Annotated in this window: 27 protein-coding genes and 4 tRNA genes; 7 read left to right on the top strand and 24 right to left on the bottom strand. The window is 69.8% G+C overall.

From position 1 onward, the window contains the following. Positions 1-54 precede the first annotated feature (54 nt). The 6 genes from ACFWZ2_RS28420 to ACFWZ2_RS28395 form a co-directional block, all read right to left on the bottom strand. A complete protein-coding gene (locus ACFWZ2_RS28420; RefSeq protein ID WP_384550418.1) occupies positions 55-957 on the bottom strand; it encodes a hypothetical protein in 903 nt (300 codons plus the stop codon). Between the two features lie 159 nt (positions 958-1,116). Further along, positions 1,117-1,839 (bottom strand): 50S ribosomal protein L1, encoded by a 723-nt coding sequence (gene rplA, locus ACFWZ2_RS28415; protein ID WP_362332636.1) that lies wholly within the window; start codon positions 1,837-1,839, stop codon positions 1,117-1,119. An 87-nt stretch (positions 1,840-1,926) separates the two neighbouring features. Further along, entirely contained in the window at positions 1,927-2,361 is a 435-nt protein-coding gene (gene rplK, locus ACFWZ2_RS28410) for a 50S ribosomal protein L11 (RefSeq protein ID WP_055698212.1), read from the bottom strand. A 167-nt stretch (positions 2,362-2,528) separates the two neighbouring features. After that, positions 2,529-3,422: a transcription termination/antitermination protein NusG gene (gene nusG, locus ACFWZ2_RS28405; protein ID WP_384550415.1), complete on the bottom strand. Its 894-nt coding sequence runs from the start codon at positions 3,420-3,422 to the stop codon at positions 2,529-2,531. Between the two features lie 77 nt (positions 3,423-3,499). Beyond that, a complete protein-coding gene (gene secE / locus ACFWZ2_RS28400; RefSeq protein WP_055564537.1) occupies positions 3,500-3,787 on the bottom strand; it encodes a preprotein translocase subunit SecE in 288 nt (95 codons plus the stop codon). Between the two features lie 107 nt (positions 3,788-3,894). Next, positions 3,895-3,967: transfer RNA gene (locus tag ACFWZ2_RS28395), tRNA-Trp, on the bottom strand. A 181-nt stretch (positions 3,968-4,148) separates the two neighbouring features. Here ACFWZ2_RS28395 and ACFWZ2_RS28390 point away from each other — a divergent pair. Together ACFWZ2_RS28390 and ACFWZ2_RS28385 are read left to right on the top strand one after the other, a co-directional pair. Continuing rightward, positions 4,149-5,375, top strand: a complete 1,227-nt coding sequence (locus ACFWZ2_RS28390) for a pyridoxal phosphate-dependent aminotransferase (RefSeq protein WP_384550413.1) — start codon at positions 4,149-4,151, stop codon at positions 5,373-5,375. 143 nt (positions 5,376-5,518) lie between these two features. Next, complete coding sequence (locus ACFWZ2_RS28385; protein WP_384550411.1) at positions 5,519-6,538, top strand: adenosine deaminase; 1,020 nt, start codon at positions 5,519-5,521, stop codon at positions 6,536-6,538. Here the strand turns inward: ACFWZ2_RS28385 and ACFWZ2_RS28380 are convergent. Next, entirely contained in the window at positions 6,531-7,127 is a 597-nt protein-coding gene (locus ACFWZ2_RS28380) for a TetR/AcrR family transcriptional regulator (RefSeq protein ID WP_384550409.1), read from the bottom strand. The genes ACFWZ2_RS28385 and ACFWZ2_RS28380 overlap by 8 nt on opposite strands. Before the next feature lie 87 nt (positions 7,128-7,214). On the opposite strand from ACFWZ2_RS28380, the gene ACFWZ2_RS28375 reads away from it, so the two are divergent. Then, positions 7,215-7,847, top strand: coding sequence for an NAD(P)-dependent oxidoreductase (locus ACFWZ2_RS28375; RefSeq protein ID WP_384550407.1), 633 nt, complete (start codon positions 7,215-7,217; stop codon positions 7,845-7,847). Positions 7,848-7,868: 21 nt separating this feature from the next. On the opposite strand, the gene ACFWZ2_RS28370 is transcribed toward ACFWZ2_RS28375, so the two are convergent. The 8 genes from ACFWZ2_RS28370 to ACFWZ2_RS28335 all read right to left on the bottom strand — a co-directional run bounded on the left by ACFWZ2_RS28370 (position 7,869) and on the right by ACFWZ2_RS28335 (position 12,679). Further along, positions 7,869-8,996, bottom strand: a complete 1,128-nt coding sequence (locus tag ACFWZ2_RS28370) for a UDP-N-acetylmuramate dehydrogenase (protein ID WP_384550405.1) — start codon at positions 8,994-8,996, stop codon at positions 7,869-7,871. A gap of 34 nt (positions 8,997-9,030) precedes the next feature. Next, the gene (locus ACFWZ2_RS28365) at positions 9,031-10,458 is read right to left on the bottom strand and encodes an MFS transporter (protein WP_384550403.1); all 1,428 of its coding nucleotides are present in this window, start codon (positions 10,456-10,458) and stop codon (positions 9,031-9,033) included. A 121-nt stretch (positions 10,459-10,579) separates the two neighbouring features. Continuing rightward, positions 10,580-11,152: a TetR/AcrR family transcriptional regulator gene (locus tag ACFWZ2_RS28360; RefSeq protein WP_384550401.1), complete on the bottom strand. Its 573-nt coding sequence runs from the start codon at positions 11,150-11,152 to the stop codon at positions 10,580-10,582. A 109-nt stretch (positions 11,153-11,261) separates the two neighbouring features. After that, a complete protein-coding gene (locus ACFWZ2_RS28355; protein WP_384550399.1) occupies positions 11,262-11,690 on the bottom strand; it encodes a MaoC family dehydratase in 429 nt (142 codons plus the stop codon). 4 nt (positions 11,691-11,694) lie between these two features. Next, positions 11,695-12,147 carry a MaoC family dehydratase N-terminal domain-containing protein gene (locus ACFWZ2_RS28350; protein WP_384550397.1) on the bottom strand — a complete coding sequence of 151 codons (453 nt, stop codon included), beginning with the start codon at positions 12,145-12,147 and terminating at the stop codon, positions 11,695-11,697. A gap of 86 nt (positions 12,148-12,233) precedes the next feature. Next, complete coding sequence (gene rpmG / locus ACFWZ2_RS28345) at positions 12,234-12,398, bottom strand: 50S ribosomal protein L33 (protein ID WP_004571794.1); 165 nt, start codon at positions 12,396-12,398, stop codon at positions 12,234-12,236. An 88-nt stretch (positions 12,399-12,486) separates the two neighbouring features. Next, positions 12,487-12,559: transfer RNA gene (locus ACFWZ2_RS28340), tRNA-Met, on the bottom strand. A 47-nt stretch (positions 12,560-12,606) separates the two neighbouring features. Next, positions 12,607-12,679, bottom strand: a tRNA-Thr gene (locus ACFWZ2_RS28335). 242 nt (positions 12,680-12,921) lie between these two features. Here ACFWZ2_RS28335 and ACFWZ2_RS28330 point away from each other — a divergent pair. Both ACFWZ2_RS28330 and ACFWZ2_RS28325 read left to right on the top strand, forming a co-directional pair. After that, on the top strand, positions 12,922-14,205 hold the full coding sequence (locus ACFWZ2_RS28330; protein ID WP_384550395.1) for an amidohydrolase family protein: 1,284 nt from the start codon (positions 12,922-12,924) through the stop codon (positions 14,203-14,205). A 172-nt stretch (positions 14,206-14,377) separates the two neighbouring features. After that, complete coding sequence (locus ACFWZ2_RS28325; protein WP_384550394.1) at positions 14,378-15,034, top strand: SDR family oxidoreductase; 657 nt, start codon at positions 14,378-14,380, stop codon at positions 15,032-15,034. A gap of 48 nt (positions 15,035-15,082) precedes the next feature. On the opposite strand, the gene ACFWZ2_RS28320 is transcribed toward ACFWZ2_RS28325, so the two are convergent. Then, a complete protein-coding gene (locus ACFWZ2_RS28320) occupies positions 15,083-15,295 on the bottom strand; it encodes a hypothetical protein (protein ID WP_384550392.1) in 213 nt (70 codons plus the stop codon). Between the two features lie 167 nt (positions 15,296-15,462). Beyond that, positions 15,463-15,544: transfer RNA gene (locus ACFWZ2_RS28315), tRNA-Tyr, on the bottom strand. A gap of 196 nt (positions 15,545-15,740) precedes the next feature. On the opposite strand from ACFWZ2_RS28315, the gene ACFWZ2_RS28310 reads away from it, so the two are divergent. After that, entirely contained in the window at positions 15,741-16,229 is a 489-nt protein-coding gene (locus ACFWZ2_RS28310; protein WP_384550390.1) for a YajQ family cyclic di-GMP-binding protein, read from the top strand. Positions 16,230-16,348: 119 nt separating this feature from the next. On the opposite strand, the gene ACFWZ2_RS28305 is transcribed toward ACFWZ2_RS28310, so the two are convergent. After that, positions 16,349-16,615 carry a GlsB/YeaQ/YmgE family stress response membrane protein gene (locus tag ACFWZ2_RS28305; protein ID WP_384550388.1) on the bottom strand — a complete coding sequence of 89 codons (267 nt, stop codon included), beginning with the start codon at positions 16,613-16,615 and terminating at the stop codon, positions 16,349-16,351. 155 nt (positions 16,616-16,770) lie between these two features. On the opposite strand from ACFWZ2_RS28305, the gene ACFWZ2_RS28300 reads away from it, so the two are divergent. Then, positions 16,771-18,006: an APC family permease gene (locus ACFWZ2_RS28300; protein WP_384550386.1), complete on the top strand. Its 1,236-nt coding sequence runs from the start codon at positions 16,771-16,773 to the stop codon at positions 18,004-18,006. Positions 18,007-18,049: 43 nt separating this feature from the next. On the opposite strand, the gene ACFWZ2_RS28295 is transcribed toward ACFWZ2_RS28300, so the two are convergent. The 6 genes from ACFWZ2_RS28295 to ACFWZ2_RS28270 form a co-directional block, all read right to left on the bottom strand. Beyond that, positions 18,050-18,595: an SMI1/KNR4 family protein gene (locus ACFWZ2_RS28295; protein ID WP_384550384.1), complete on the bottom strand. Its 546-nt coding sequence runs from the start codon at positions 18,593-18,595 to the stop codon at positions 18,050-18,052. A 95-nt stretch (positions 18,596-18,690) separates the two neighbouring features. Beyond that, positions 18,691-19,557: a barstar family protein gene (locus tag ACFWZ2_RS28290; RefSeq protein WP_384550382.1), complete on the bottom strand. Its 867-nt coding sequence runs from the start codon at positions 19,555-19,557 to the stop codon at positions 18,691-18,693. Between the two features lie 15 nt (positions 19,558-19,572). Continuing rightward, a complete protein-coding gene (locus tag ACFWZ2_RS28285; RefSeq protein WP_384550381.1) occupies positions 19,573-19,968 on the bottom strand; it encodes a YccF domain-containing protein in 396 nt (131 codons plus the stop codon). After that, a complete protein-coding gene (gene htpX, locus ACFWZ2_RS28280; protein WP_384550379.1) occupies positions 19,965-20,828 on the bottom strand; it encodes a zinc metalloprotease HtpX in 864 nt (287 codons plus the stop codon). The genes ACFWZ2_RS28285 and htpX overlap by 4 nt, the downstream gene beginning before the upstream one ends. A gap of 173 nt (positions 20,829-21,001) precedes the next feature. After that, positions 21,002-22,543: an NADH-quinone oxidoreductase subunit N gene (locus tag ACFWZ2_RS28275; RefSeq protein ID WP_384550377.1), complete on the bottom strand. Its 1,542-nt coding sequence runs from the start codon at positions 22,541-22,543 to the stop codon at positions 21,002-21,004. Further along, complete coding sequence (locus ACFWZ2_RS28270) at positions 22,540-24,129, bottom strand: NADH-quinone oxidoreductase subunit M (protein WP_384550375.1); 1,590 nt, start codon at positions 24,127-24,129, stop codon at positions 22,540-22,542. Before ACFWZ2_RS28270 ends, ACFWZ2_RS28275 begins: the two co-directional genes overlap by 4 nt.

Below are 24,129 nucleotides of genomic sequence, written 5' to 3'. Positions count from 1 at the left end.
CGACACATTTCTGGTGCCGAGGGTACCTGAGGGGCAATTCGTCCTGCCTGTGGGTTATACGGCGGGCTGCTTGTTCATGAGGGCCTTGAAGCTCACGGTGTCCGACGCCGCGGGCTTCTCCACGGAGAGCGGGGTGCCGTAGTCGCTGTAGTAGGCGGTCTGGGAGAAGGCGCCGTTCTTCGTCTCGGCCTTCTCGATCTTCTTGACCAGCAGATCGTCGTCGTTGACCCAGATGTCGATCTTCTCGGTGCTCATCCCGGCCTGCTCGAACTGCTTCTTCAGCTCCGCCGACTGCTTGTCGTCGAGGTTCGCGCTCTGCTTGGTGAGGTCCGCGACATCGACCGTGCCCGCGTAGTGCGTCGCCTTGGTCCCGCGGACCGTCTCCTCGCCCACGCGCTTCACGTCGCCCGAGGCCAGCAGCATCTTCACCGACTGGTTGGGCGTCGTGTTCTGCATCTGGTCCTTGAAGGCCTCACCGGCCGCGCCGCTCATCTCGGCCAGGGTGTCGTAGTCGTACTCGACCCAGTGCTTGCCGCCGCCGGCCTGGGACGCGAACTTGTCCCCCATGTTCGCGTAGAAGCCGTTCTTCAGGTAGCGGTAGTTGATCTTCGTCTGGCCGAGCTGTGCCATCTGCTGGGCCTGCGCACCGCCGGTGAAGGTCACCGTGACGTCACCCGTGATGCCGTCGGACCAGCCCATGACGCCGTCCATGTCCATGGTCGACTGGGTGCCCATGCTCGTCGTGCCGGTCACCTTGGCAGTGTCGGCCTTGTCCGTGGAGCTCTCCACGGTCTTCAGGGCCGCTATCGGGCTGAGCTTGATGCCACCGCCGCCCTTGGAGCCGCCGTCCGCCTTGTCGGAGCCGCCTGAGTCGCCCGAACCGCAGGCCGTGAGTCCGGTCAGTGCGGCGGCCACCGCTATCGAGAGACCGGCGCGCCGCATGGTCGTGCTGTTCATGTAGTCCCACCCCTTGGCAGTCATGGTGAGCCTGCACGCTAGCGCAGGCCTACGACAGGCGTATCGGAAAGGCTCGTACACAAAGAGGACGGGCCCCGCACCTCGAAAGGTTGCGGGGCCCGTCCACAGAACGCGTACGCGACGCGGCTGCCGTCAGTTTCAGACGGCGGCCGGGTCCTCCTCGACGAGGAGGTTGCGGGTGCGGTTCGAGTCCAGCGGAATGCCGGGGCCCATCGTGGTGGTGATGGCGGCCTTCTTGATGTAGCGACCCTTGGCGGCCGACGGCTTCAGACGGAGGATCTCCTCCAGGGCCGCGGCGTAGTTCTCCACCAGCTTGGTGTCGTCGAAGGACACCTTGCCGATGATGAAGTGCAGGTTCGAGTGCTTGTCGACGCGGAACTCGATCTTGCCGCCCTTGATGTCGTTGACAGCCTTCACGACATCGGGGGTCACGGTGCCGGTCTTCGGGTTCGGCATCAGACCACGCGGACCGAGCACGCGGCCGAGGCGGCCGACCTTGCCCATGAGGTCCGGGGTGGCGACGACGGCGTCGAAGTCCAGGCGACCCTTGGCGACCTCGTCGATGAGCTCGTCGGCGCCGACGATGTCGGCCCCAGCGGCTTCCGCGGCCGCAGCACGGTCACCGGTCGCGAAGACCAGGACCCGGGCGGTCTTGCCGGTGCCGTGCGGGAGGTTCACGGTGCCACGGACCATCTGGTCGGCCTTGCGCGGGTCGACACCCAGACGCATGGCGACCTCGACGGTGCCGTCGAACTTGGTCGAGGAGGTCTCCTTGGCGAGACGGACGGCCTCGAGCGGGGCGTACAGCTTCTCCCGGTCGATCTTGGCGTCCGCAGCGCGGAGAGTCTTGCTGCGCTTCACTTCTGCTCCTGTGGGTTCAGGTATGGAGTCGTGGTGCGGGCCAGCGCGTGGCCCTACCACTGAGAAAGGTCAGACGGGGGAGGAGGCTCAGCCCTCGACCGTGATGCCCATGGAACGGGCGGTGCCGGCGATGATCTTCGACGCGGCGTCCAGGTCGTTGGCGTTGAGGTCTTCCATCTTGGTCTGCGCGATCTCGCGGATCTGCGCCTCGGTGACCTTGGCGACCTTGGTCTTGTGGGGCTCGCCGGAGCCCTTCTCGACACCAGCGGCCTTCAGGATCATCTTGGCGGCCGGCGGCGTCTTGGTGACGAAGGTGAAGGAGCGGTCTTCGTAGACCGTGATCTCCACCGGGATCACCCAGCCACGCTGCGACTCGGTCGCGGCGTTGTAGGCCTTGCAGAACTCCATGATGTTGACGCCGTGCTGGCCCAGCGCGGGGCCGACCGGCGGGGCCGGGTTGGCGGCACCAGCCTGGATCTGGAGCTTGATAAGCCCCGTGACCTTCTTCTTCTTGGGAGGCATTGCTCTCTCCGGGTCCTAGTGAGAGTTTTCAGCCGACCATCCGGTCATCCGGATGGAGGCATACCGCACAACGATAACGGGTATAGTCGCGCGGCTAAAAACCGAGCAGGTCAGACCGGCTTTGGCAGCCCGTCTGACCTGGTCGGAAGCGTGTGTTCCAGAGGACGCTAGTTCTTCTGGATCTGGTCGAAGCTGAGCTCGACCGGGGTCTCGCGGCCGAAGATCTCGACGAGGCCCTTGACCTTCTTCGAGTCGGCGTTGATCTCGTTGATCGTCGCCTGCAGCGTCGCGAACGGGCCGTCGGTGACGGTGACCGAGTCGCCGACCTCGAAGTCCAGGACCTGGACCTCGACCTTGCGCTGCGGAGCGGGCTTGCCCTCGGCCTCCGCGGCCTCGCGGGCGGCCTTCTCCTCGGCCTCCGGGGCGAGCATCTTGACGATCTCGTCCAGGGTCAGCGGGTACGGGTCGTAGGCGTTGCCCACGAAGCCGGTGACGCCGGGGGTGTTGCGGACGACGCCCCAGGACTCGTTCGTCAGGTCCATGCGCACCAGGACGTAGCCGGGGAGCTTGTTCTGGCGGATGGTCTTGCGCTCGCCGTTCTTGATCTGGGCGACCTCTTCCTGCGGCACCTCGGCCTGGAAGATGAAGTCCTCGACGTTGAGCGAGACGGCGCGCTGCTCGAGGTTGGTCTTCACGCGGTTCTCGTAACCGGCGTACGTGTGGATGACGTACCACTCGCCGGGGAGGGTGCGGAGCTCTTCGCGCAGGGCGACGATCGGGTCGACCGGCTCGGCCTCCTCGACGGGCTCGTCCTCGACGGACTCCTCGTCGGCGGCCTCGGCGTCGGCAGCCTCGTCCTCGTCGGACTCGGCGACAGCCTCGGCGTCGTCCTCCAGGTGCATGGCAGCCTCTTCGGCGGGCTCGCCGGCGGCAGCGTCGGCGGCCTCGGCCTGATCCGGCTCCTCGGCGTCCGCCGCCTCGACGATGTCGAGCTGGTCCTCCACGGACTCCGCGTTGTCCACGCGAGGCTCAACGGCGTCGTTCAGGTTCGGGTCAGACACGGTGGCTGCTTCTTCCTGGATACAGAGGGGTGGAACGCGCGAAATGGGCGCCGGGAACGGCGCCCTTCGCTCTCGGCTCAGCCGAAGATGTACTTGACAGCGTGGCTGAAGCCATAGTCAATCACGGTCACAAGGCCGATCATGATGACGACGAAGACGATCACCACTGTGGTGTAGGTCGTCAGCTGACTACGGGTCGGCCAGACAACCTTACGGAGCTCCGCGACAATCTGGCGGTAGAAGAGCGCGAGACGGCCGAAGGGGCCCTTCTTGCCGCGCTTGCCGCCCTTGCGGGCCTTCTTCTTCGACTCCGGCGCCTCGTCCTGGGCATCAGGCATGTCGATGGAGCCCACGGCGTCCGTCACTCGTCCTCACCTGATTCCGGGTCGTGGCCGTGCCGCGCCCGGTTGAGCCGCACGGCGGTGCATTGCAGTACGTACATGCGCACACATCCTGGCGAAGGAGTGTGTAGCAGGGCCGGAGGGACTTGAACCCCCAACCGCTGGTTTTGGAGACCAGTGCTCTACCAATTGAGCTACGACCCTTTGATTTCCCCCAACCTACCGCATCCGCCCATGTGCACGGAGTGCGTCGAGAGGGAGCGGCCGGTGAGGGCCAACGAGCAGTGAGTGTACGTGGTCCGCGGCCCCCCGTCGAACAGAATCAGATCCGATGCTCTTGGAAACCCGTGTGCCCGGGGCGTTTCGGGTCTGGAACGATGGGGTTATGAGCGCTGCAACTCCTCCGACCGAGCGCCGGGTGTCCGCCCGCATCGGTGCGATCTCCGAGTCCGCGACCCTCGCCGTCGACGCCAAGGCCAAGGCACTCAAGGCCGCCGGTCGTCCGGTGATCGGTTTCGGCGCGGGTGAGCCCGACTTCCCGACCCCGGACTACATCGTCGAAGCGGCCATCGAGGCCTGCAAGAACCCGAAGTTCCACCGCTACACGCCGGCCGGCGGGCTCCCCGAGCTCAAGGCCGCGATCGCCGCGAAGACGCTGCGCGACTCGGGCTACGAGGTCGACGCCTCGCAGGTCCTGGTGACCAACGGCGGCAAGCAGGCCATCTACGAGGCGTTCGCCGCGATCCTCGACCCGGGTGACGAGGTCATCGTCCCGGCTCCCTACTGGACGACGTACCCGGAGTCGATCCGTCTGGCCGGCGGTGTCCCGGTCGAGGTCGTCGCCGACGAGACCACCGGCTACCGCGTCTCCGTCGAGCAGCTCGAGGCCGCTCGCACGGAGCGTACGAAGGTCGTGCTCTTCGTCTCGCCGTCCAACCCCACGGGCGCCGTCTACAGCGAGGCCGACGCCGAGGCCATCGGCCGCTGGGCCCTGGAGCACGGTCTGTGGGTCCTGACGGACGAGATCTACGAGCACCTCGTCTACGGAGACGCGAAGTTCACCTCGCTCCCCGCGATCCTGCCCGAGCTGCGCGACAAGTGCATCGTGGTCAACGGCGTCGCCAAGACGTACGCGATGACCGGCTGGCGGGTGGGCTGGATCATCGGCCCGAAGGACGTCGTGAAGGCGGCGACGAACCTGCAGTCGCACGCCACGTCCAACGTCTCGAACGTCGCGCAGGCCGCCGCGCTCGCGGCCGTCTCCGGTGACCTGGTCGCCGTCGCGAAGATGCGCGAGGCCTTCGACCGGCGCCGCAAGACCATCGTGCGGATGCTCAACGAGATCGACGGCGTGCTCTGCCCCGTGCCCGAGGGTGCCTTCTACGCGTACCCCTCGGTGAAGGAGCTCATCGGCAAGGAGATCCGCGGCAAGCGCCCGCAGAACAGCGTCGAGCTGGCCGCGCTGATCCTGGAGGAGGCCGAGGTCGCGGTGGTGCCCGGCGAGGCCTTCGGTACGCCCGGTTACCTGCGGCTGTCCTATGCGCTCGGTGACGAGGATCTCGTCGAGGGCATCTCGCGGATCCAGAAGCTGCTGGCCGAGGCCCGCGACTGACGTCCGAGGCAGAAAACAGCACTCCACGCGTGCGTGCGGGCCGTCCTCCCCTCCGGGAGGGCGGCCCGATTCTTCGTTCGGGGAAGGTCCCGAAGGTGGAAAGCCGCTACCGGGACTCCATGTGCGTACGGCAAGATCCTGGAATGGAGCGTGTACGAGACGTAAGAGAGCTGCCGAAGGCCCATCTGCACCTGCACTTCACCGGGTCGATGCGGCCCGCCACCCTGCTCGAGCTCGCCGACAAGTACGGGGTACGGCTCCCGGAGGCGCTGACCGGCGCCGAGCCACCGAAGCTGCGCGCGACCGACGAGCGCGGATGGTTCCGCTTCCAGCGGCTCTACGACGCCGCGCGCTCCTGTCTGCGCGAGCCCGAGGACATCCAGCGCCTGGTGCGGGAGGCCGCCGAGGAGGATCTGCGGGACGGGTCGGCGTGGCTGGAGATCCAGGTCGACCCGACGTCGTACGCGCCGCGCCTGGGCGGTCTCATCCCGGCCCTGGAAATCATCCTGGACGCGGTCGAGAGCGCCTCGCGGGAGACCGGCCTGGGAATGCGCGTGCTCGTCGCCGCGAACCGCATGAAGCACCCCCTGGACGCCAGGACGCTGGCCCGGCTCGCGGTGCGGTACGCGGACCGGGGCATCGTCGGCTTCGGGCTCTCCAACGACGAACGGCGCGGCATGGCGCGGGACTTCGACCGTGCCTTCGCGATCGCGCGTGACGGCGGGCTGCTCGCCGCGCCGCACGGGGGCGAACTGACCGGGCCCGCTTCCGTACGGGACTGCCTGGACGACCTGCACGCGGCGCGGATCGGGCACGGGGTGCGGGCCGCCGAGGACCCGCGGCTCCTGAAGCGGCTCGCGGACCGCGGCGTGACGTGCGAGGTGTGCCCGGCGTCCAACGTCGCCCTCGGCGTCTACGAGAAGCCGGAGGACGTGCCGCTGCGGACGCTCTTCGACGCCGGGGTGCCGCTGGCGCTCGGGGCGGACGACCCGCTGCTCTTCGGGTCGCGTCTGGCCGCGCAGTACGAGATCGCGCGCAAGCACCACGGCTTCACGGATGCCGAACTGGCCGAGCTGGCACGGCAGTCGGTGCGCGGCTCGGCCGCTCCCGTCGACGTGCAGGACAAGCTGCTGTCCGGGGTGGACGAGTGGCTGGTCAGCTGATGCCCTTCAGGAGGGTGCGGGCGAGGGCCGCGGCGAACTCGTCGACGGGCTGCGGGGGCTGCTTGCCGACGGTGGCGTCGTAGGCGAAGGAGCGCTGCGCGCAGGCGCCCATGAGCAGTGAGGCGGCGGCGAAGGTGTCGGCGTCGGGGGCGATGCGGCCGGCGTCGCGCTCGATGCGGAGGTAGGCGTCGAGGGCCTCGATGGGCATGTGAGGGCCCCTGCCCATCTCCCTCATGACGTCGTCGTGGCGGCGCTTGAGCTTGATCTCGGCGTACAAGGAGGCGGCGATCGGGAAACTCTCCGCATAGAAGTGGCTGGCCAGCCGGGCGATTTCGGTGAGGTTCTCCTCCACCGAGCGCTCCCCCGGCTCCTCGACGAGCTGGCGCAGCCGCGGGTGGAGCCTGGGCAGTCGTTCCTGGAGGACGCTCACGAACAGCTCCTCCTTGTTCGCGAAGTGCTTGTAGAGCGCGGCTTCGGAGCAGCCCGCCGCCTTGGCGATCTCCTTGGTGGTGGCGCGGGAGAGGCCGAGGGTGAACATGAGCTCGTGGGCCGCGTCCAGGATGCGGGCCCGGGTGGGCTTCTGCTGCATGTGCCGTCCAACCAGACTTGACGAGTGGGTGAGTGCTTACTCACCCTAATGGTGAGTGAATACTCACCCACCTAGGGAGGGCACGCAATGAAGCTCACGGTTTTCGGAGCGACCGGCGGCATCGGCATGGAGATCGTCCGGCAGGCGCTGACGGCGGGCCACGAGGTGACGGCCGTCGTACGCGACCCCGCGCGCCTTGCGGTGACGGGAGAGCGCCTGGAGGTCTTCCGGGCGGACGTGCGCGACCCGGAGGCGCTGCGCCCCGCGGTCGCGGGCCGGGACGCGGTCCTCTCGGGGCTCGGCGCCCGCAAGCGCGCCGACGCGGGGATCGCCACGGAGCTGACGCGCTCGGTGCTGCGGGCGATGGACGCGGAGGACGTGCGGCGCCTGCTGGTGGTCAGTGCGGGCCCGGTGGGCCTTGAGCCCGCGAACAGCCCGCTGATCGACCGGGCTCTGCGGGCCGTGGTCGGCCTGGTCCTCAAGGACGTGTACGTCGACCTGACCGCCATGGAGGCCGAGCTGGCGGCGAGCGCGACGGACTGGACGTCGGTCCGTCCCCCGAGGCTCCTGAACAAGCCCCTGACCGGCACCTACCGCAAGGTCGTGGGCGGCTTCCCGCGCGCGGGACGCACGATCGCGCGCGCCGACGTGGCGCACGCGATGCTGGCCATGGTCGACGACCGCGCCACCGTGAAGCAGGGGGTGGGCGTGGCCTACTGAGCGGTGCCCGCCGACCGGCCCCTACAGGCTGACGCCCACCGTCACCGGCTCGTTGACCAGCGTGACCCCGAAGGCCTCGCGCACGCCCGCGACGACCTCGCGGGCGAGGTCCAGGAGGTCCTCGGTGGTCGCGCCGCCGCGGTTGGTGAGCGCGAGGGTGTGCTTGGTGGAGATGCGGGCCCGGCCCTCTCCGTAGCCCTTGGTGAAGCCCGCCTTGTCGATGAGCCAGGCCGCGGAGGTCTTCACGTGGCCGTCGCCCGTCGGGAAGCCCGGCGGGGTGACGTCGGGGCCGAGCCGGTCCACCACGCGCGCGTGGAAGGCCGCGAACTCCTCGTCCGTGAGGATCGGGTTGGTGAAGAAGGACCCGGCCGACCAGCTGTCGTGGTCCTCGGGGTCGAGCACCATGCCCTTGCCCGCGCGGAGCTTCAGGACGGTCTCCCTGGCGATCGCCGCCGGGACCCGGTCCCCCGCCTCGACGCCGAGCGTGCGCGCCGTCTCCGGGTACTTGATGGGGGCGCTCATCCCCTGGGCGTCCGCCAGCTCGAAGCGGACCCGCAGGACCACGAAGCGGTCGGGATCGGCCTTGAAACGACTGTGGCGGTACGAGAAGTCGCACTCGGCGTTCGGGATCGCGACCGTCTCATGGGTCTTCCTGTCGTACGCGACCACTTCGGTGATCGTCGACGAGACCTCCTGGCCGTACGCCCCCACGTTCTGGATCGGCGTCGCGCCCGCGGAGCCGGGGATTCCGGCGAGGCACTCGATGCCCGCGAGACCGGCCTCGACGGTGCGGGTGACCGCGTCGTTCCAGACCTCGCCGGCCGCCAGCTCCAGCTTCGTGCCGTCGAGTTCGAAGCCCTGGGTGGCGATGCGCAGGGCCGTGCCGTCAAAGCCCTTGTCGCCGATGACCAGGTTCGAACCGCCGCCGATGAGCAGCAGTGGCGTTCCGGAGTCATCGGCCTCGCGGACGGCGGCGATCACCTCGGCATCGGTCGCCGCCGTGATCAGTCGGGTCGCGGGACCCCCGAGGCGGAAGGTGGTCAGCGGGGCGAGCGGGGCATCGTGGAGTTCCTGCACGTGCTCAAGAGTACGAGAACGGCCCCGCCGGTCAGGGCGGGGCCGTTCTCGTCGGGACTTGGCCCTTGTCACATCCGGTGCGGCAGGGGCGCGCACCCGGTGCGGCTCAGGCGGCCAGCAGTTCCCGCTCCGGCTCCGGGGCGACCGGCTCGGGCGTCGCGCGGCGCCCGGGGATGAACAGCGCCGCCACCGCCGCGAGGGCCACCACCGCGGCGCCCACCCACAGTGCGGGCCGCAGGCCGTCCACGAAGGTCTGTGCGGTCCGGTAGCCGCCCTGCGCCGAGAAGATCGAGGACATCACGGCGATGCCGAGCGCGCCGCCGACCTCGCGCAGCGCGTTGTTGGCGCCGGAGGCGATGCCCTGCTCGTGCGGCCGAACGCTGGACATGACCAGGTTGGCGGCCGGGGCGAAGTAGAGGGCCATGCCGATGCCGCTGATGATCAGGGCAGGGAGCTGCACGCCGTACGCGACGTCAGGGGCCACCGCGACGGCGTACCAGGCCAGCCCCAGGGCCTGCAGGAAGAGGCCCGCGGCGACGACCGGGCGGCCGCCGATCCGGTCGGAGAGATAGCCGGCGAGGGGCGAGACGAGCATCGGCATGCCGGTCCAGGGCAGCATCCGCAGCCCGGCCTCGGTGGGCGAGTAGCCGAGGACGATCTGCATGTACTGGCTGAGCAGGAAGATCGAGCCGAACATCCCGAGGAACATCAGCAGGCTCGCGGCGTTGATCCCGGAAAACGCACGACTATGGAAGAGGCGCATCGGCAGCATCGGCGCCTTGTTGCGGATGCCGTGGTGGATGAATCCGCCGAGCAGCGCGACGCCCGCGATCAGGCTGGTGAGGACGGTGGCGCTGGCCCAGCCGTCGAGCGGCCCGCGCACCAGGGCGTACACGATTCCGAAGAGTCCACCGCTGGCCAGCAGGGTGCCCGCGATGTCGAGGCGCGCTCCGGAGCCGTACGACTCGGCGAGCCGAAGCCGGGCGAGCGGCAGCAGGGCCAGGCCGAGCGGAACGTTCAGCCAGAAGATCCACTGCCAGGACACGTGTTCGGTGATGCTGCCGCCGATGAGCGGTCCGCTGGCCACCGCGAGGCCGTTGACGGCGCCCCAGATTCCGTACGCCATACCGCGCTTGGCCGCCGGTACGGCCGCCGTCAGAAGGGTCAGCGTCAGCGGCATCATGATCGCGGCACCGGCTCCCTGCACCGCGCGGGCGGCGACCAGCGACCCGAGGCCGGGCGCGAGGGCCGCGGCGGCCGAGGCCCCGGTGAAGACCGTGAGGCCCACCATGAACAGCTTGCGCCGCCCGAAGCGGTCCCCCAGGGCGGCGCCGAACATCAGCAGCACGGCGAAGGTGAGGGTGTAGGCGCTGACGGTCCATTCGAGGTCGTGCAGCGCTCCCCCGAAGTCCTCGCGGATGGAGGGCAGGGCGGTGGTGACGACGAGGTTGTCCAGTGCCGCCATGAACCCGGCGACGCTGGTGACGACGAGGGCCCAGACGGCGCTCCCCCGACTTGGTGTGTGCTGTTCCATGACTTCCCCCTGGATATCCGGCTCGCAAGCCCTGGTTAGTTATTGATGACTAACTTTGCAGGGCAGACGGAAGCCCGCCGACGTACCGACGGGGCCCACCCTGCGCAACGGTGACGCGGGACTACTTCTTCGTGGGGTGATCCTTGACCCGGGCCGAGACGTACAGCCCTTCCCAGACTCGGTGCTCGGCCGGAAAGCCCATCGCGGCAAGGTTGTTGATGAGCATTCCGTAGGCCAGGAACGTCGTGGTCTCCTCCACGTCCGCCCCGAGCGGCACATGCACCGTGCTCCACAGATCCATCCAGGCCGCGCGCACCATCTCGCCGAACTCGTGGTCGCCCGCCGCCTCCGCCGCGGCCACGGCGACGTACGTCTGCAGCTGCATCTGCAGCTTGTCCGGGTCCTTCGCGATCAGCACGGTGTACGCCTCCGCCATGGCATGCAGCGCCTCTTCGCCGTGCAGTCCCTCGGCCGCGGCCTCGAAGACCTTGCGGATGTCCTCCATGCAACGGGCCGACGCCGCGAGGAACATCGCCTTCTTGCCGGGGAAGAGCCGGAAGAGATACGGCTGCGAGACACCCACGCGCTTGGCGATCGCCTCGGTGGAGGTTCCGTAGTACCCACCCCGGGCGAACTCGCTCATCGCCGCGCGGATGACGCTTTCGCGCCGCTCCTCTGCGCTCATCCTGACCATGCGGCTAAGTTAGTGGCCAATCACTACCTTCGTCAAGCAGTAAGGGGCGCCCGCAATTGCGGGCGCCCCTTACTGCTTCCTACTTGTCACACACCGGGCCTGGCGCCGGTCAGGCGAGCTGGACGACGGCCCGGGACATGCCCAGGACCTTCTGCCCCTCGCTCGTCGCGACGAGGTCGACCCTGACGCGGCCGTCGTCGAGCTTGGCCCCGACCTTGGCGGCGACCTCGATGGTCGCCCCCTTGTCGTCGTTCGGGACGACGACGGGCCTGGTGAAGCGCACGCCGTACTCGACGACCGCTCCCGGGTCACCCGCCCAGTCGGTCACGACGCGGATCGCCTCGGCCATGGTGAACATGCCGTGCGCGATGACGTCGGGAAGGCCGACCTCGACCGCGAACTTCTCGTTCCAGTGGATCGGGTTGAAGTCACCGGAAGCGCCCGCGTACCGCACGAGAGTGGCGCGCGTCACCGGGAAGGTCTGGGCCGGCAGCTCGGTGCCGACCTCGACGTCGTCGTAGGAAATCTTCGCCGTCATCGCCTCAGGCCCCCTCTGCCGCACGCGCGACGAGCTTGGTCCAGGCGGTCACGACGTGCGCACCGGCCTCGTCGTGAACCTCGCCGCGGATGTCCAGGATGTCGTTGCCCGCCAGCGACTTGATGGTCTCAATGGTCGAGGTGACCGTGAGCCGGTCGCCCGCGCGCACCGGGCGGGTGTAGACGAACCGCTGGTCGCCGTGGACGACGCGGCTGTAGTCGAGCCCCAGCTGCGGGTCCTCGATGACCTGGCCCGCGGCCTTGAAAGTGATCGCAAACACAAAAGTCGGCGGGGCGATCACATCGGAATGACCGAGTGCCTCGGCCGCCTCCGTGTCGGTGTACACGGGATTGGCGTCGCCCACGGCCTCGGCGAACTCACGGATCTTCTCCCGGCCGACCTCATAGGGATCGGTGGGCGGATAGGACCGCCCCACGAAGGACTGGTCGAGCGCCATGGACTCGGCACCTCCTGCGGTTGGTTTCGTAAACGACGCGAGGCCGCCCCCAGCAATCGGGGACGGCCTCGTGTACGAGCCTGTGTTTAGCGCGTTTCGCGGTGCGCAGTGTGCGCGTTGCAGCGCGGGCAGTGCTTCTTCATCTCAAGACGGTCCGGGTCGTTACGCCGGTTCTTCTTGGTGATGTAGTTCCGCTCCTTGCACTCCACGCAGGCCAGCGTGATCTTCGGGCGGACGTCGGTGGCAGCCACGTGAGTGCTCCTTGACGGACGGATGGACGGATGAACGCAAAAAAGAGTAGCCGATCGAAGGACCGACCCCACAATCGGCTACCAGGAGTAGCGGTGACCGGACTTGAACCGGTGACACAGCGATTATGAGCCGCTTGCTCTACCGACTGAGCTACACCGCTGCGATGCCGGATCTCCCCGCCCGAAGGCGAGGATCACTCGACATCAGAGCCCCAATGCGGAATCGAACCGCAGACCTTCTCCTTACCATGGAGACGCTCTACCGACTGAGCTATTGGGGCGAGCGATGAAGACATTACACGGTCGGTCGCCGATCGCCCAAATCCGTTTCGCCAGGGCCGTCCGGGGCATCGGCACGGCCGCCTCAACCGTCTCTCAGCACCTCATGAGTGCCGTGGCACCACACCGGTACGACTATTGCGCTCCTCCTCGAAGCGGGCCTTTCGCCGCCCTAGGCTCGACGCACGCTGCGTGATCTTGACGCCTCGACCGACTGCAGCCGCCCCCGAGCCCCAGGAGCGCGATGCCCGACAGCCAGCCGCAGCCCCACTCGTCCGGCTCCTCGGGCCCCGACCCCACCGCCGAATCCGGCGCCCTGCTGCTCTGTGGCGCGCGACTCACCGACGGCCGGGCCGTGGACGTCCGGCTCGGCGGCGGGCGCATCGAGGCGGTCGGCACGGCCGGCAGCCTGACCGCCCACGCCGCGCGCGTGGACCTCGGCGGCTACCTGCTGCTGCCGGCCGCCGCCGAGCCGCACGCGCACGGCGACACGGCGCTCTCGGCCGAGGTGGAGGGCCCGGTCTCGTACGACGTCCCTGACGTGCAGCGCAGGGCCACGGAGGCGGCGCTGCTGCAGCTCGGGCACGGCGCCACCGCGGTGCGGTCTCATGTGCGGATCGGCGACGTCCAGGGGCTCGGCCCGATGCAGGCGGTGCTCCAGGCGCGGCGCTCGCTGCGGGGGCTCGTCGATCTGACGGCGGTCGCCGTGCCGCGGCTGCTCACCGGTGTCGCGGGGGCCGACGGGCTCGCGATGCTGCGGGACGCGGTGAAAATGGGCGCCTCCGTAGTGGGCGGTTGTCCAGATCTCGACCCCGATCCGACGGGGTACGCGGAGGCCGCGCTGGAGATCGCCGCGGAGCACGGCTGCCCTGTCGACCTGCACACGGACGGTGCCGATCCGGCCCGGCTCGGGCGGCTCGCCGCGATGGCGGGCGGGCTGCGCCCCGGGGTGACGATCGGTCCGTGCGGCGGGCTCGGGCGGCTGCCCTTGGATGTGATGTCGCGCACTGCCGACCAGCTCGCGGCGGCCGGGGTGACGGTGGTCTGCCTGCCGCAGGGCGGGTGCGGCAGTGCCGAGCGCCTGGGGTCGGCTCCCGTGCGACTGCTGCGGGCGGCCGGGGTGCGGGTCGCGGCGGGCAGCGGCGCGATGCGGGACGTGTCGAATCCGGTCGGGCGCGGGGATCCGCTGGAGGCCGCGTTTCTGCTGGCCTCGCGGTGCGGACTGCGGCCCGAGGACGCCTACGGAGCGGTGAGCGACTCCGCACGCGCGGCCATGGGGCTGCCCGAGGTGCGCGTGGAGGCGGGCTTCCCTGCGGAGCTGCTCGCCGTGCGGGGCGAACGGCTCGCGGGGGCGCTCTCGCTCGCGTACAGCCGGATCGTGGTGCACAGAGGGCGCGTGGTGGCACGCACCAGCGCGGTGCGCGAGTACTGCGACTCGGCGGCCGCGGTCGCCCTCGATCTGCCGCGGCAGGGGCGCGCCAAGGGGAACGAGCCGGGGCGGTCCAAGGGCGGCGAGACGGCTTCCTGAGGGGCGTCGGCGACTCCGCTCCCCGGGAGGGCCGACTCCGGGCTGGGCCGACGCCGCAAACGGCCTTCACGCGTGCGTGGATGGCGGGTTCACCCATGAGCGCCGTGACCACGGAGGGTGGCTTCCGGTCCGTGTGCGGCGAACCTGCCCGCCCTGCCGTACGGTCGGAAACATGCGCATTGTCATCGCTGGGGGTCATGGTCAGATCGCGCTGCGGCTCGAGCGTCTGCTCACCGCGCGCGGTGACGAGGTCGCCGGGCTGATCCGCAACGCCGGGCAGGAAGCCGATCTGCGCGCGGCCGGTGCCGAACCGCTGCTGTGCGACCTGGAGTCGGCGTCCGTCGACGAGGTGGCCGGGCATCTGCGCGGCGCCGATGTCGCCGTCTTCGCGGCGGGCGCGGGTCCCGGCAGCGGCGCCGACCGCAAGAACACCGTGGACCGCGGCGCCGCCGTGCTCTTCGCGGACGCGGCGGAACGGGCCGGGGTGCGGCGCTACGTCGTCGTGTCGTCGATGGGTGCCGATCCGGCGCACCAGGGCGACGAGATCTTCGACACCTATCTGCGGGCCAAGGGCGAGGCCGACGCGTATGTGCGCTCGCGTGACGCCCTGGACTGGACGATCCTGCGCCCCGGGATGCTCACGGACGACGCGGGCACCGGTCTCGTACGCCTGGAGGCGACGACCGGGCGGGGGCCGATCCCGCGTGACGACGTCGCCGCGGTGCTCGCCGAGCTCGTGGAGACGTCGGCGACGGCCGGGCTGACGCTGGAGCTGGTCAGCGGGTCCGTGCCGGTGACCGTGGCGGTCAAGTCCATTGCGGGGAACTGAAGCCGGGGCCGTCGCTCCGGCGCGGTGAACCGAGGCGGCGGTGGACGCTCAGAACAGCAGGAGCTGCCCCGGGACCTCCGGGACCACGTAACCGTCCAGAGAGGGCTGCGCGGCGCCGAGCTGGGCCTGTCTGCGCGATCCCGGGCAGGAGATCAGGTCACCGGTGCCGCGCGGGCCCGGCGGGTCGTGACGGGCGAACCGTCCGCCGACGACGGCGATCTCGCGGCGGCACTCCGGGCAGTTTCTGCGGCGGGATGACATGTGATCAGTGTGCCCATGGGGGACGCGTGAGGCCCGCCATGCGTACGGACGGGCCCGTCGTACGGGCCGTCGTATGGGCTGTCGTAGGGGCCAAAGGGCGCCGTGAGCGCACGAAAAGACCCTCCCCGATCTGCGTTTCCGCAAGATCGGAGAGGGTCTCCTTCGTGTGGCGGCGCCAGGATTCGAACCTGGGAAGGCTGAGCCGGCAGATTTACAGTCTGCTCCCTTTGGCCGCTCGGGCACACCGCCGGGGTTGCTGCCTGGCCCCGCTTGCGCGGTGCTCCGTGGCAACGACGTAAACGATACCTGATGGACAGGGGTGCTTCGCCACCCGATTGATCGGCCCCCCTCGCGGGGGCGGTGGCTAGGCTTTGCGGATGCGGCCAGCGACAGAGGGCCGTGTATCCGCTGAGTACGCATACCCCGATACAAGGAGCCACAGGACATGGCCGACTCCAGTTTCGACATCGTCTCGAAGGTCGAGCGGCAGGAGGTCGACAACGCCCTCAACCAGACCGCCAAGGAGATCTCGCAGCGCTACGACTTCAAGGGCACGGGTGCCTCGATCTCGTGGTCCGGCGAGAAGATCCTGATGGAGGCGAGCGGCGAGGAGCGGGTCAAGGCGATCCTCGATGTCTTCCAGTCCAAGCTGGTCAAGCGCGGCATCTCGCTGAAGTCGCTGGACGCCGGTGAGCCGCAGTTGTCCGGCAAGGAGTACAAGATCTTCGCCTCGATCGAGGAGGGCATCTCCCAGGAGAACGCGAAGAAGGTCGCCAAGATCATTCGTGACGAGGGTCCCAAGGGCGTCAAGGCGCAGGTCCAGGGCGAGGAGCTGCGGGTCAGCTCGAAGAGCCGGGACGACCTGCAGGCCGTGCAGGCGCTGCTCAAGGGGCAGGACTTCGACTTCGCGCTGCAGTTCGTGAACTACCGGTAGTCGCAGCTGTTTTCCGCGGTTGGCCGCCGCCGGCTTTCCGCAGTCGTACGACGCCGAAGGGCGGGCACCCCGAGGGGTGCCCGCCCTTGCTGCTGGCCGCAGTTCGGGGGAACGGGTGCTCAGCGGCGGGAGTGGCCGAAGAGGATGCGGTAGGCGACCAGCAGGACGAGTGAGCCGCCGATGGCCGCCGCCCAGGTGGCGCCGTCGTAGAAGTCGTTGGCGATCGTGCGGTCGAGGTAGCGGGCGGATATCCAGCCTCCTATGAAGGCGCCCGCGATGCCGATGACGGTCGTGCCGATGAAGCCGCCCGGGTCGCGGCCCGGCAGCAGCAGTTTGGCGACGGCACCGGCCAGCAGCCCCAGAATGATCCAGCTGATGATGCCCATGCAGTGACCTGACCTTTCTTGCAGCCTCTGTGCGCGGCTTCTTCGCTCGACTTCCCCTCGCGGCTTCTTCTCGTGCAGGGAGCTTTTGCGCGCTGTTGTCCTGGAGGACGTCACTACGGAGTGACGCGGTTGCGGAGATCAGTAAGGTGCGGCGCATGACACAGCAGCCGGAGCTTCGGCGCACGCTCGGGGTCTTCGACGCGGTGATGATCGGCCTCGGGGCAATGGTGGGTGCGGGGATCTTCGCCGCGCTCGGGCCGGCCGCGGGGGCCGCGGGATCGGGGCTCCTGATCGGCCTCGCGGCGGCCGCTGTGGTCGCGTACTGCAACGCGGCGTCGTCGGCGCGGCTGGCCGCCCGGTATCCCGCGTCGGGCGGGACGTACGTGTACGGGCGGGAGCGGCTCGGGGCGTTCTGGGGGTATCTGGCGGGCTGGGCCTTCGTCGTCGGCAAGACGGCCTCGTGTGCGGCCATGGCGCTGACCGTGGGGGCGTACGCATGGCCGGGGCAGGCACATGCCGTGGCGGTCGGGGCCGTGGTCCTGCTGACTGCCGTGAATTGTCTGGGCGTTCAGAAGTCGGCGTGGCTGACGCGGGGGATCGTGGCGGTCGTGCTCGGCGTGCTGGCGGCGGTCGTGGTCGCCTGCCTCGGGTCGGGGGCGTCCGGGGCCGACCGCGTCGGCGTGGGGCTCTCGGGCGGGGTCGGCGGGGTGCTCGAGGCCGCCGGGCTGCTGTTCTTCGCCTTCGCGGGGTACGCGCGGATCGCGACGCTCGGCGAGGAGGTGCGGGATCCGGCGCGGACCATTCCGCGGGCGATTCCGCTGGCGTTGGGCATCGCGCTCTGTGTGTACGCGGCGGTGGCGGTGGCCGTCCTTTCCGTGCTGGGGCCCGACGGGCTCGCCGACGCGACGGCGCCGCTGGCCGACGCGGTGCGGGCGGCGGGTGCCCCGGGTCTGGTGCCTGTGGTGCGGGTGGGCGCGGCGGTGGCGGCCCTCGGATCGCTGCTCGCGTTGATCCTGGGCGTCTCGCGGACGACGCTGGCCATGGCCCGTGACGGGCATCTGCCGGGCCCGCTGGCGGCCGTGCATCCGCGCTTCCGGGTGCCGCACCGCGCGGAGCTCGCCGTCGGCCTGGTGGTCGCGGTGGCGGCCGCGACGGTGGATGTGCGAGGGGCGATCGGCTTCTCCTCCTTCGGGGTGCTGGTGTACTACGCGGTCGCCAACGCCTCGGCGTGGACGCTGAGTTCGTCGCCCGCCGCGCGGGTCGTGCCCGCGGTGGGCGGCGTCGGGTGCGTGGTGCTGGCGTTCGCGCTGCCGGTGTCTTCGGTGGTGGCCGGTGGGGCGGTGCTCGCGGTGGGGGCCGTCGCGTACGGGGTGCGGCGGCGGGGGCGCTGACGGGCGCGGCCCCGTACAGAGCTTCTCCGGGCCGGGCCACGGGTCAGGCGGGCCTCACGCGCGCGTGCTCGTCCTGCCAACTCGGCAGGTCCGGGTCGTCGTTGTCCTCCTCGTACCACCCCGTGCCGTCGAGCCAGGAGGTCAGCCAGGACGCCAGGCTCGGGGAGTCGACGAACCACATGTGGCGGGGGTCGCCGCCGTTGGGTTCGAAGAGCAGGACCTGGGCGGTGTCGGTGCGGCAGTCCACGCACGCGTACATCGCGCAGCCCCAGTGGGATATCGGGAGCACGCCTTCGGGCCAGCCCTGCTCCGAGCCGCGCATGCCGAGGTACTTCTCGACGGCGGCCGGTTCCCCTGCGGACGACTTGCCCTCCAGGAGGGGCAACAGGCCGTACTCCGGGCCGAATCCGCCGTCCCCGACGCGGGTGTAGAGCGCGGCGAGCAGCGGCGGCAGACGGAAGCCCAGCGCGTCCTCGGCCCGGGCCAGGGCGTCCGCGTCCACGGGGGCGGGCAGGGAGTCCCAGCCCCAGGGGCGGGTGGCGCGCGCCTCGGAGGTGACACGGGCCAGCAACTGCTCGGTGTCGGTCATGAGTTCATGCTGGACCACGGCACTGACAATCGGCCCCGGCGCCCCTCCCCCGGGCCCGGCCCGGGCTGCGATCCGGCCGCTCGCCTGCCCGCCCGTCAGGCCAGGACGACCCCGATGTCCCGTTGCGCGAGGAAGTCGAGCAGTTCCTCGAAGGACGGTGGGCGGTGGTCCGTGCGCGGTGTCACGCCCAGGCAGGTCCTGGCGATGTGCGCGTCGTGCCAGACGAGGGTGAAGGGCAGCAGTGCGCCGCAGCCGCCGCGCAGGCAGTCGGCGAGGCTGCGCAGGTCGTGTCCGAAGTAGCCGCCGGGGCCGTTCATCGCTTCGCCGAGCGCGCAGTGGAAGGCGGGCTGGTCCGTGACGCGGCTGCCGTCGAGGTGGTACGTGCCGCCCGGCCCGGCATCCGGCACGCGCCGTCGGCCGTTCTCCCGGGCGACGCCGAGCCAGTGGGCCCTGCCGTCCGTTCCGTACCGCGTCCAGAGGTTGGGCTCGGCGGGGCGGCCGCGCCACCAGACGTCCCAGACCTCCCGGGCTGCGCGCGGCGGGCGCACGGTCCACGGGTCGAGGGCGAGATCGACGAGGCCGCGTCCGCGCGCGGACGGGATCCAGGCGACGACCTCGCCCTCCACGGCGTGCTGGAGGGTCTGTCCCATGCCGCCGAGGCGCAGGACCCTGCCGTGTCCGAGGTCGCTGCCGCCCGCCTCGAGCGCGTCGCGCAGGGCGCCGCGGGGTGAGCAGCCCAGGAGCCGTACGGGCGGCTCCACGAGCTCCTGGGGCGATCCCTCGAATCCCTCGAACCCCTGGGGGACGCCGGGCTCCCCCTCGTCCTGCTCCCCCTGTCCGCCCTGCTCTCCGGGGAGTTGATCGGCGAAGAGGTGCTCCGCGTCGGCGCACAGCGCCCAGATGTCGTCGTACGCGGGCTGGTCGGGGTCGTACGCCGCAAGCGCGTACCTCGGCAGTTGCACCGGAGTGCGCCCGCTCTAGTAGCGCGCGGCGAACGGCTGGTCGGTACGGACGATTTCGCGGCCCAGCGGCAGCAGCGAGACCGGGATCAGCTTGAAGTTGGCGATGCCCAGGGGGATGCCGATGATCGTGATGCACAGCAGGAAGCCGGTGACGATGTGGCCGATGGTGAGCCACCAGCCCGCGAGGACCAGCCACAGGACGTTGCCGAGGCAGGACGGCGCGCCCGCGTCACGGCGCTCGACCGTCGTGTAGCCGAAGGGCCACAGGGCATAGCGGCCGATGCGGAAGCTGGCGAGACCGAAGGGGATGCCGATGATCGTGATGCACAGCAGCGCGCCCGCGATGAGGTATCCGAGGAACATCCAGAAGCCGCAGAGCACGAGCCATATGACGTTCAGGATTGTCTTCACTGGTGGCGACCTGCCATCTGCTCGAGTCGGGCAATGCGCTCCGCCATCGGCGGATGCGTGGAGAACATCTTGGACATGCCCTGCCCCGGGCGGAAAGGGTTCGCAATCATCATGTGACTCGCCGTCTCGAGACGGGGCTCGGGAGGCAGCGGCAACTGCTTTGTCCCCGCGTCGAGTTTACGCAGTGCGCTCGCCAGCGCGAGGGGGTCTCCGGTGAGTTGCGCACCGGACGCGTCGGCCTCGTACTCCCTGGAGCGGCTGATCGCGAGCTGGATGATGGAGGCCGCGAGCGGGCCGAGCAGCATGATCAGGAGCATCCCGAAGATGCCGGGGCCCTCGTTGTCGTTCGACCGGCCGACCGGGATCAGCCAGGCGAAATTGACCAGGAACATGATCACGGAGGCAAGAGCTCCGGCGACCGACGAGATCAGGATGTCGCGGTTGTAGACATGGCTCAGCTCGTGGCCGATGACGCCGCGCAGCTCGCGCTCGTCCAGGATCCGCAGGATGCCGTCCGTGCAGCACACCGCGGCGTTGCGCGGGTTGCGGCCCGTGGCGAACGCGTTCGGCGCCTCGGTCGGTGAGATGTACAGGCGTGGCATGGGCTGGCGGGCCTGGGTGGAGAGCTCGCGGACCATGCGGTAGAGCTCGGGGGCCTCGAATTCGCTCACCGGGCGGGCACGCATGGCGCGCAGGGCGAGCTTGTCGCTGTTCCAGTACGCGTACGCATTGGTGCCGAGCGCCACGAAGAGCGCGACGATCAGGCCCGTACGCCCGAAGAAACTGCCGATCACGAGGATGAGCGCGGACAGTCCCCCGAGGAGTACGGCAGTCTTCAACCCGTTGTGCCGGCGGTGCACGGTACGCCCTCCTGGTGGTGCGTGGGGGAACCCTCTGCTGACTGGTGCTTCCACTGTTCAGTGGACCCTCCCGTACTGGTCAACGCCAGGCGGAGGGCACTAGTTCCCTTGTGCGCGCAGGAGCGGTGTAGGCCGCGCGGGTGACGGCCCGCGTACTCGCCGGGGGTGATCCGTCAGAACAGTCCGGTGTCCGCGAATCGCAGCACGAGCTGGGGCGCTCCGGAGAGCGCGACGCCGAGGACCGCGGTCAGGGTGATGGCCACGGTGAGCGGGGCGGGGACCCGGTGCTTGACCGGCTCTCCCTCGGAGGCGCGGAACAGGAGCGCGGTCCACTGGAGGTAGTAGAAGAGCGCGATCACGACGTTCACGGCCATCACCACGGCGAGCCAGCCGAGGCCCGCGTCGACCACCGCCGAGAAGACCGTGACCTTGGCGAAGAGGCCGATGATGCCGGGCGGCAGGCCCGCGAGGCAGAGCAGGAAGAAGCCGAGCACGAGGGCGGCAAACGGGCTGCGCGCGTACAGGCCGCGGTAGTCGCTGATGCGGTTCAGGCGCCGCGTACGGCCGACGAGGGCCGCCACGGCGAAGGCTCCGAGGTTCACGGCCGCGTACATCAGGGCGTACGCGACGGTGGAGCCGATGGCCTTCTGGGCGTCGGCGTTGTCGTCGGCGTATCCGGCGGCGGCGATCGGCACCAGGAGGTAGCCGGCCTGGCCGACCGAGGACCAGGCGAGCAGGCGGACCGCGCTGTACGCGCGCGTGGACTGCTGTCGCAGCGCCGCGACGTTGCCCGCGGTCATGGTGAGGGCGGCGAGGACGGCGATCGCCGGGCCCCAGACGTCCGCGTACGAGGGGAAGGCGACCACAGTGACGAGGATGAGCCCGGTGAAGCCGACGGCTTTTCCGACGACGGAGAGGTACGCGGCGACAGGCAGAGGCGCGCCTACGTAGGTGTCGGGCACCCAGAAGTGGAAGGGCACGGCCGCCACCTTGAAGGCGAAGCCGACGAGAGTGAGGGCGACGCCGGTCTGGGCGAGCGTGTGCAGCTGCCCGTCGACGTCCTGGAGCTCGGTGGCGATCTCGGTGAGGTGCAGGGTGCCGGTCGAGGCGTACACGAAGCTGACGCCCAGCAGGCTCACCGCGGTCGCGGTGACCGAGGAGAGGAAGAACTTCAGGGCCGCTTCGGAGGAGCGCTTGTCGCCGCGCTTGAGGCCGACGAGCGCGAAGGCGGGCAGGGACGCGACCTCGAGGGCGACGATGAGCGTCGCGAGGTCGCGCGAGGCGGGCAGCAGGGCGGCGCCCGCCGCGGAGGAGAGCAGCAGGAACCAGAACTCCCCTGCGGGGAGTTCGCCCTTGGAGCCCTCGGCGTCCTTGAGGGTGCTCATGGAGAGCAGCGCGGCGAGGAGTGCCCCGCCGAGGACGAGGAGCTGGATGACGAGGGTGAAGCGGTCGGCGGTATAGCTGCACGCGTGCGTGCCGCCGCCGGTCAGACAGAAGGTCGAGCGGTCGTCGTCCAGGAGGGGCAGCAGTGAGAGCGCGGCCGCGACCAGGCCCGCCACGGAGATCCAGCCGAGGACCGCCTTCCTGCCGTCGGCCACGAAGAGGTCGGCGACGAGCACGACGAGGCCGACGACCGCCGCGATGGTCGGCGGTGCGATCGCGACCCAGTCGACGGACTGGACGAGGCTTGCGGCGCTTTCGGCGGCCACGGTCACGACTTGCCTCCAGTGAGGAGCTTCTGCACGGCCGGGTCGGTCAGGCCGAGGAGAGCCGCGGGCCAGAGTCCGGCGAGGACGGTGAGGGCGACGAGCGGGGTCCAGGCGGCGAACTCGTAGCCGTGGACGTCGGCGAGTGCCTTCGGCGCGGGTTCGGCGGCGGGCTGCGGCATCGGGCCCATGCAGACCCGGCGTACGACGATGAGCATGTACGCGGCGGTGAGCAGGGTGCCGAAGGCCGCGATGGCCATGAAGGTGAGGAAGGCGGGGCGGCTGAGGTCTTCGGCGGGCTTGAACGCGCCGAACAGGGCGAGCATTTCGCCCCAGAACCCGGCGAGGCCCGGCAGGCCGAGCGAGGCGACGGCGCCGAAGGCGAGGAGGCCGCCGAGGCGGGGGGCCTTGCCGTAGAGCGCGGCGCCTGACTCCTGCGCGAGGGAGTCGAGGTCGGTGGTGCCGGTGCGGTCCTTGAGCGCGCCGACCAGGAAGAACAGCAGGCCGGTGATCAGGCCGTGGGCGATGTTGGCGAACAGCGCGCCGTTCACGCCGGTCGGGCTCATCGTCGAGATGCCGAGCAGCACGAAGCCCATGTGGCCGACGGAGGAGTAGGCGATGAGGCGTTTGAGGTCGCCCTTCGCGCCCTGCTTGGCGAGGGCGAGGCAGGCCAGGGATCCGTAGATGATCCCGACGACCGCGAAGGCCGCGAGGTACGGCGCGAACTCCCGCATTCCGTCAGGCGCGATGGGGAGGATGATCCGGACGAATCCGTACGTACCCATCTTCAGCAGGACGCCGGCCAGCAGGACCGAGCCGACGGTCGGCGCGGCGGTGTGGGCGTCCGGCAGCCAGCTGTGCAGCGGCCACATCGGCGTCTTGACCGCGAGCCCGATCCCGATCGCCAGAACGGCGATGACCTGCACGGATGTGGTCAGGCCCCGGCCGTTGTCAGTGGCGAGTGCCACCATGTCGAATGTGCCGGACTTGAGCCCGATGAGGAGCAGGCCCAGCAGCATCACGACGGAGCCGAGCAGCGTGTAGAGGATGAACTTCCAAGCGGCTTGGGTCCGTTGCTCACCGCCCCAGCGGGCGATGAGGAAGTACATCGGGATGAGCACCATCTCGAACGCCAGGAAGAACAGCAGCAGATCGAGGACGGCGAAGGTCGCGAGAGTGCCGGACTCGAGCACGAGGATCAGCGCGACGAATGCCTTGGGGGACGGGCCCGACGGCATTTTGAAATAGCTGTAGAGCGCGCAGAGGAAGGTCAGTAGCGCGGTCAGGACCAGAAGGGGGAGCGAGATGCCGTCGATGCCGAGATGGATGCGCACGTCGAGTGCGGGGATCCAGCTGATATCGGTCGTGGCCTGCATCTTTGACGGCTGGTCATGGTCGAAGCCGAGCGCGAGGACGATCGCGGCGATGAGGATCGCGCCGGTCACGACCACGCCGTGGCGCAGCACCGCCTGGTCGGGCGACTTCCCCTTCAGTCCGGGCGGGGCCGGGAGGAGAGCCGCCACGGCGCCGATGAGCGGGCCGACGACGATCAACGCCAGAAGAAACTGCATCACGGACTCACTGATACCGATCAC

This window comes from Streptomyces sp. NPDC059002, assembly GCF_042740435.1.
GTDB lineage: Bacteria > Actinomycetota > Actinomycetes > Streptomycetales > Streptomycetaceae > Streptomyces.
This window is presented reverse-complemented; position numbering and strand designations above follow the sequence as displayed.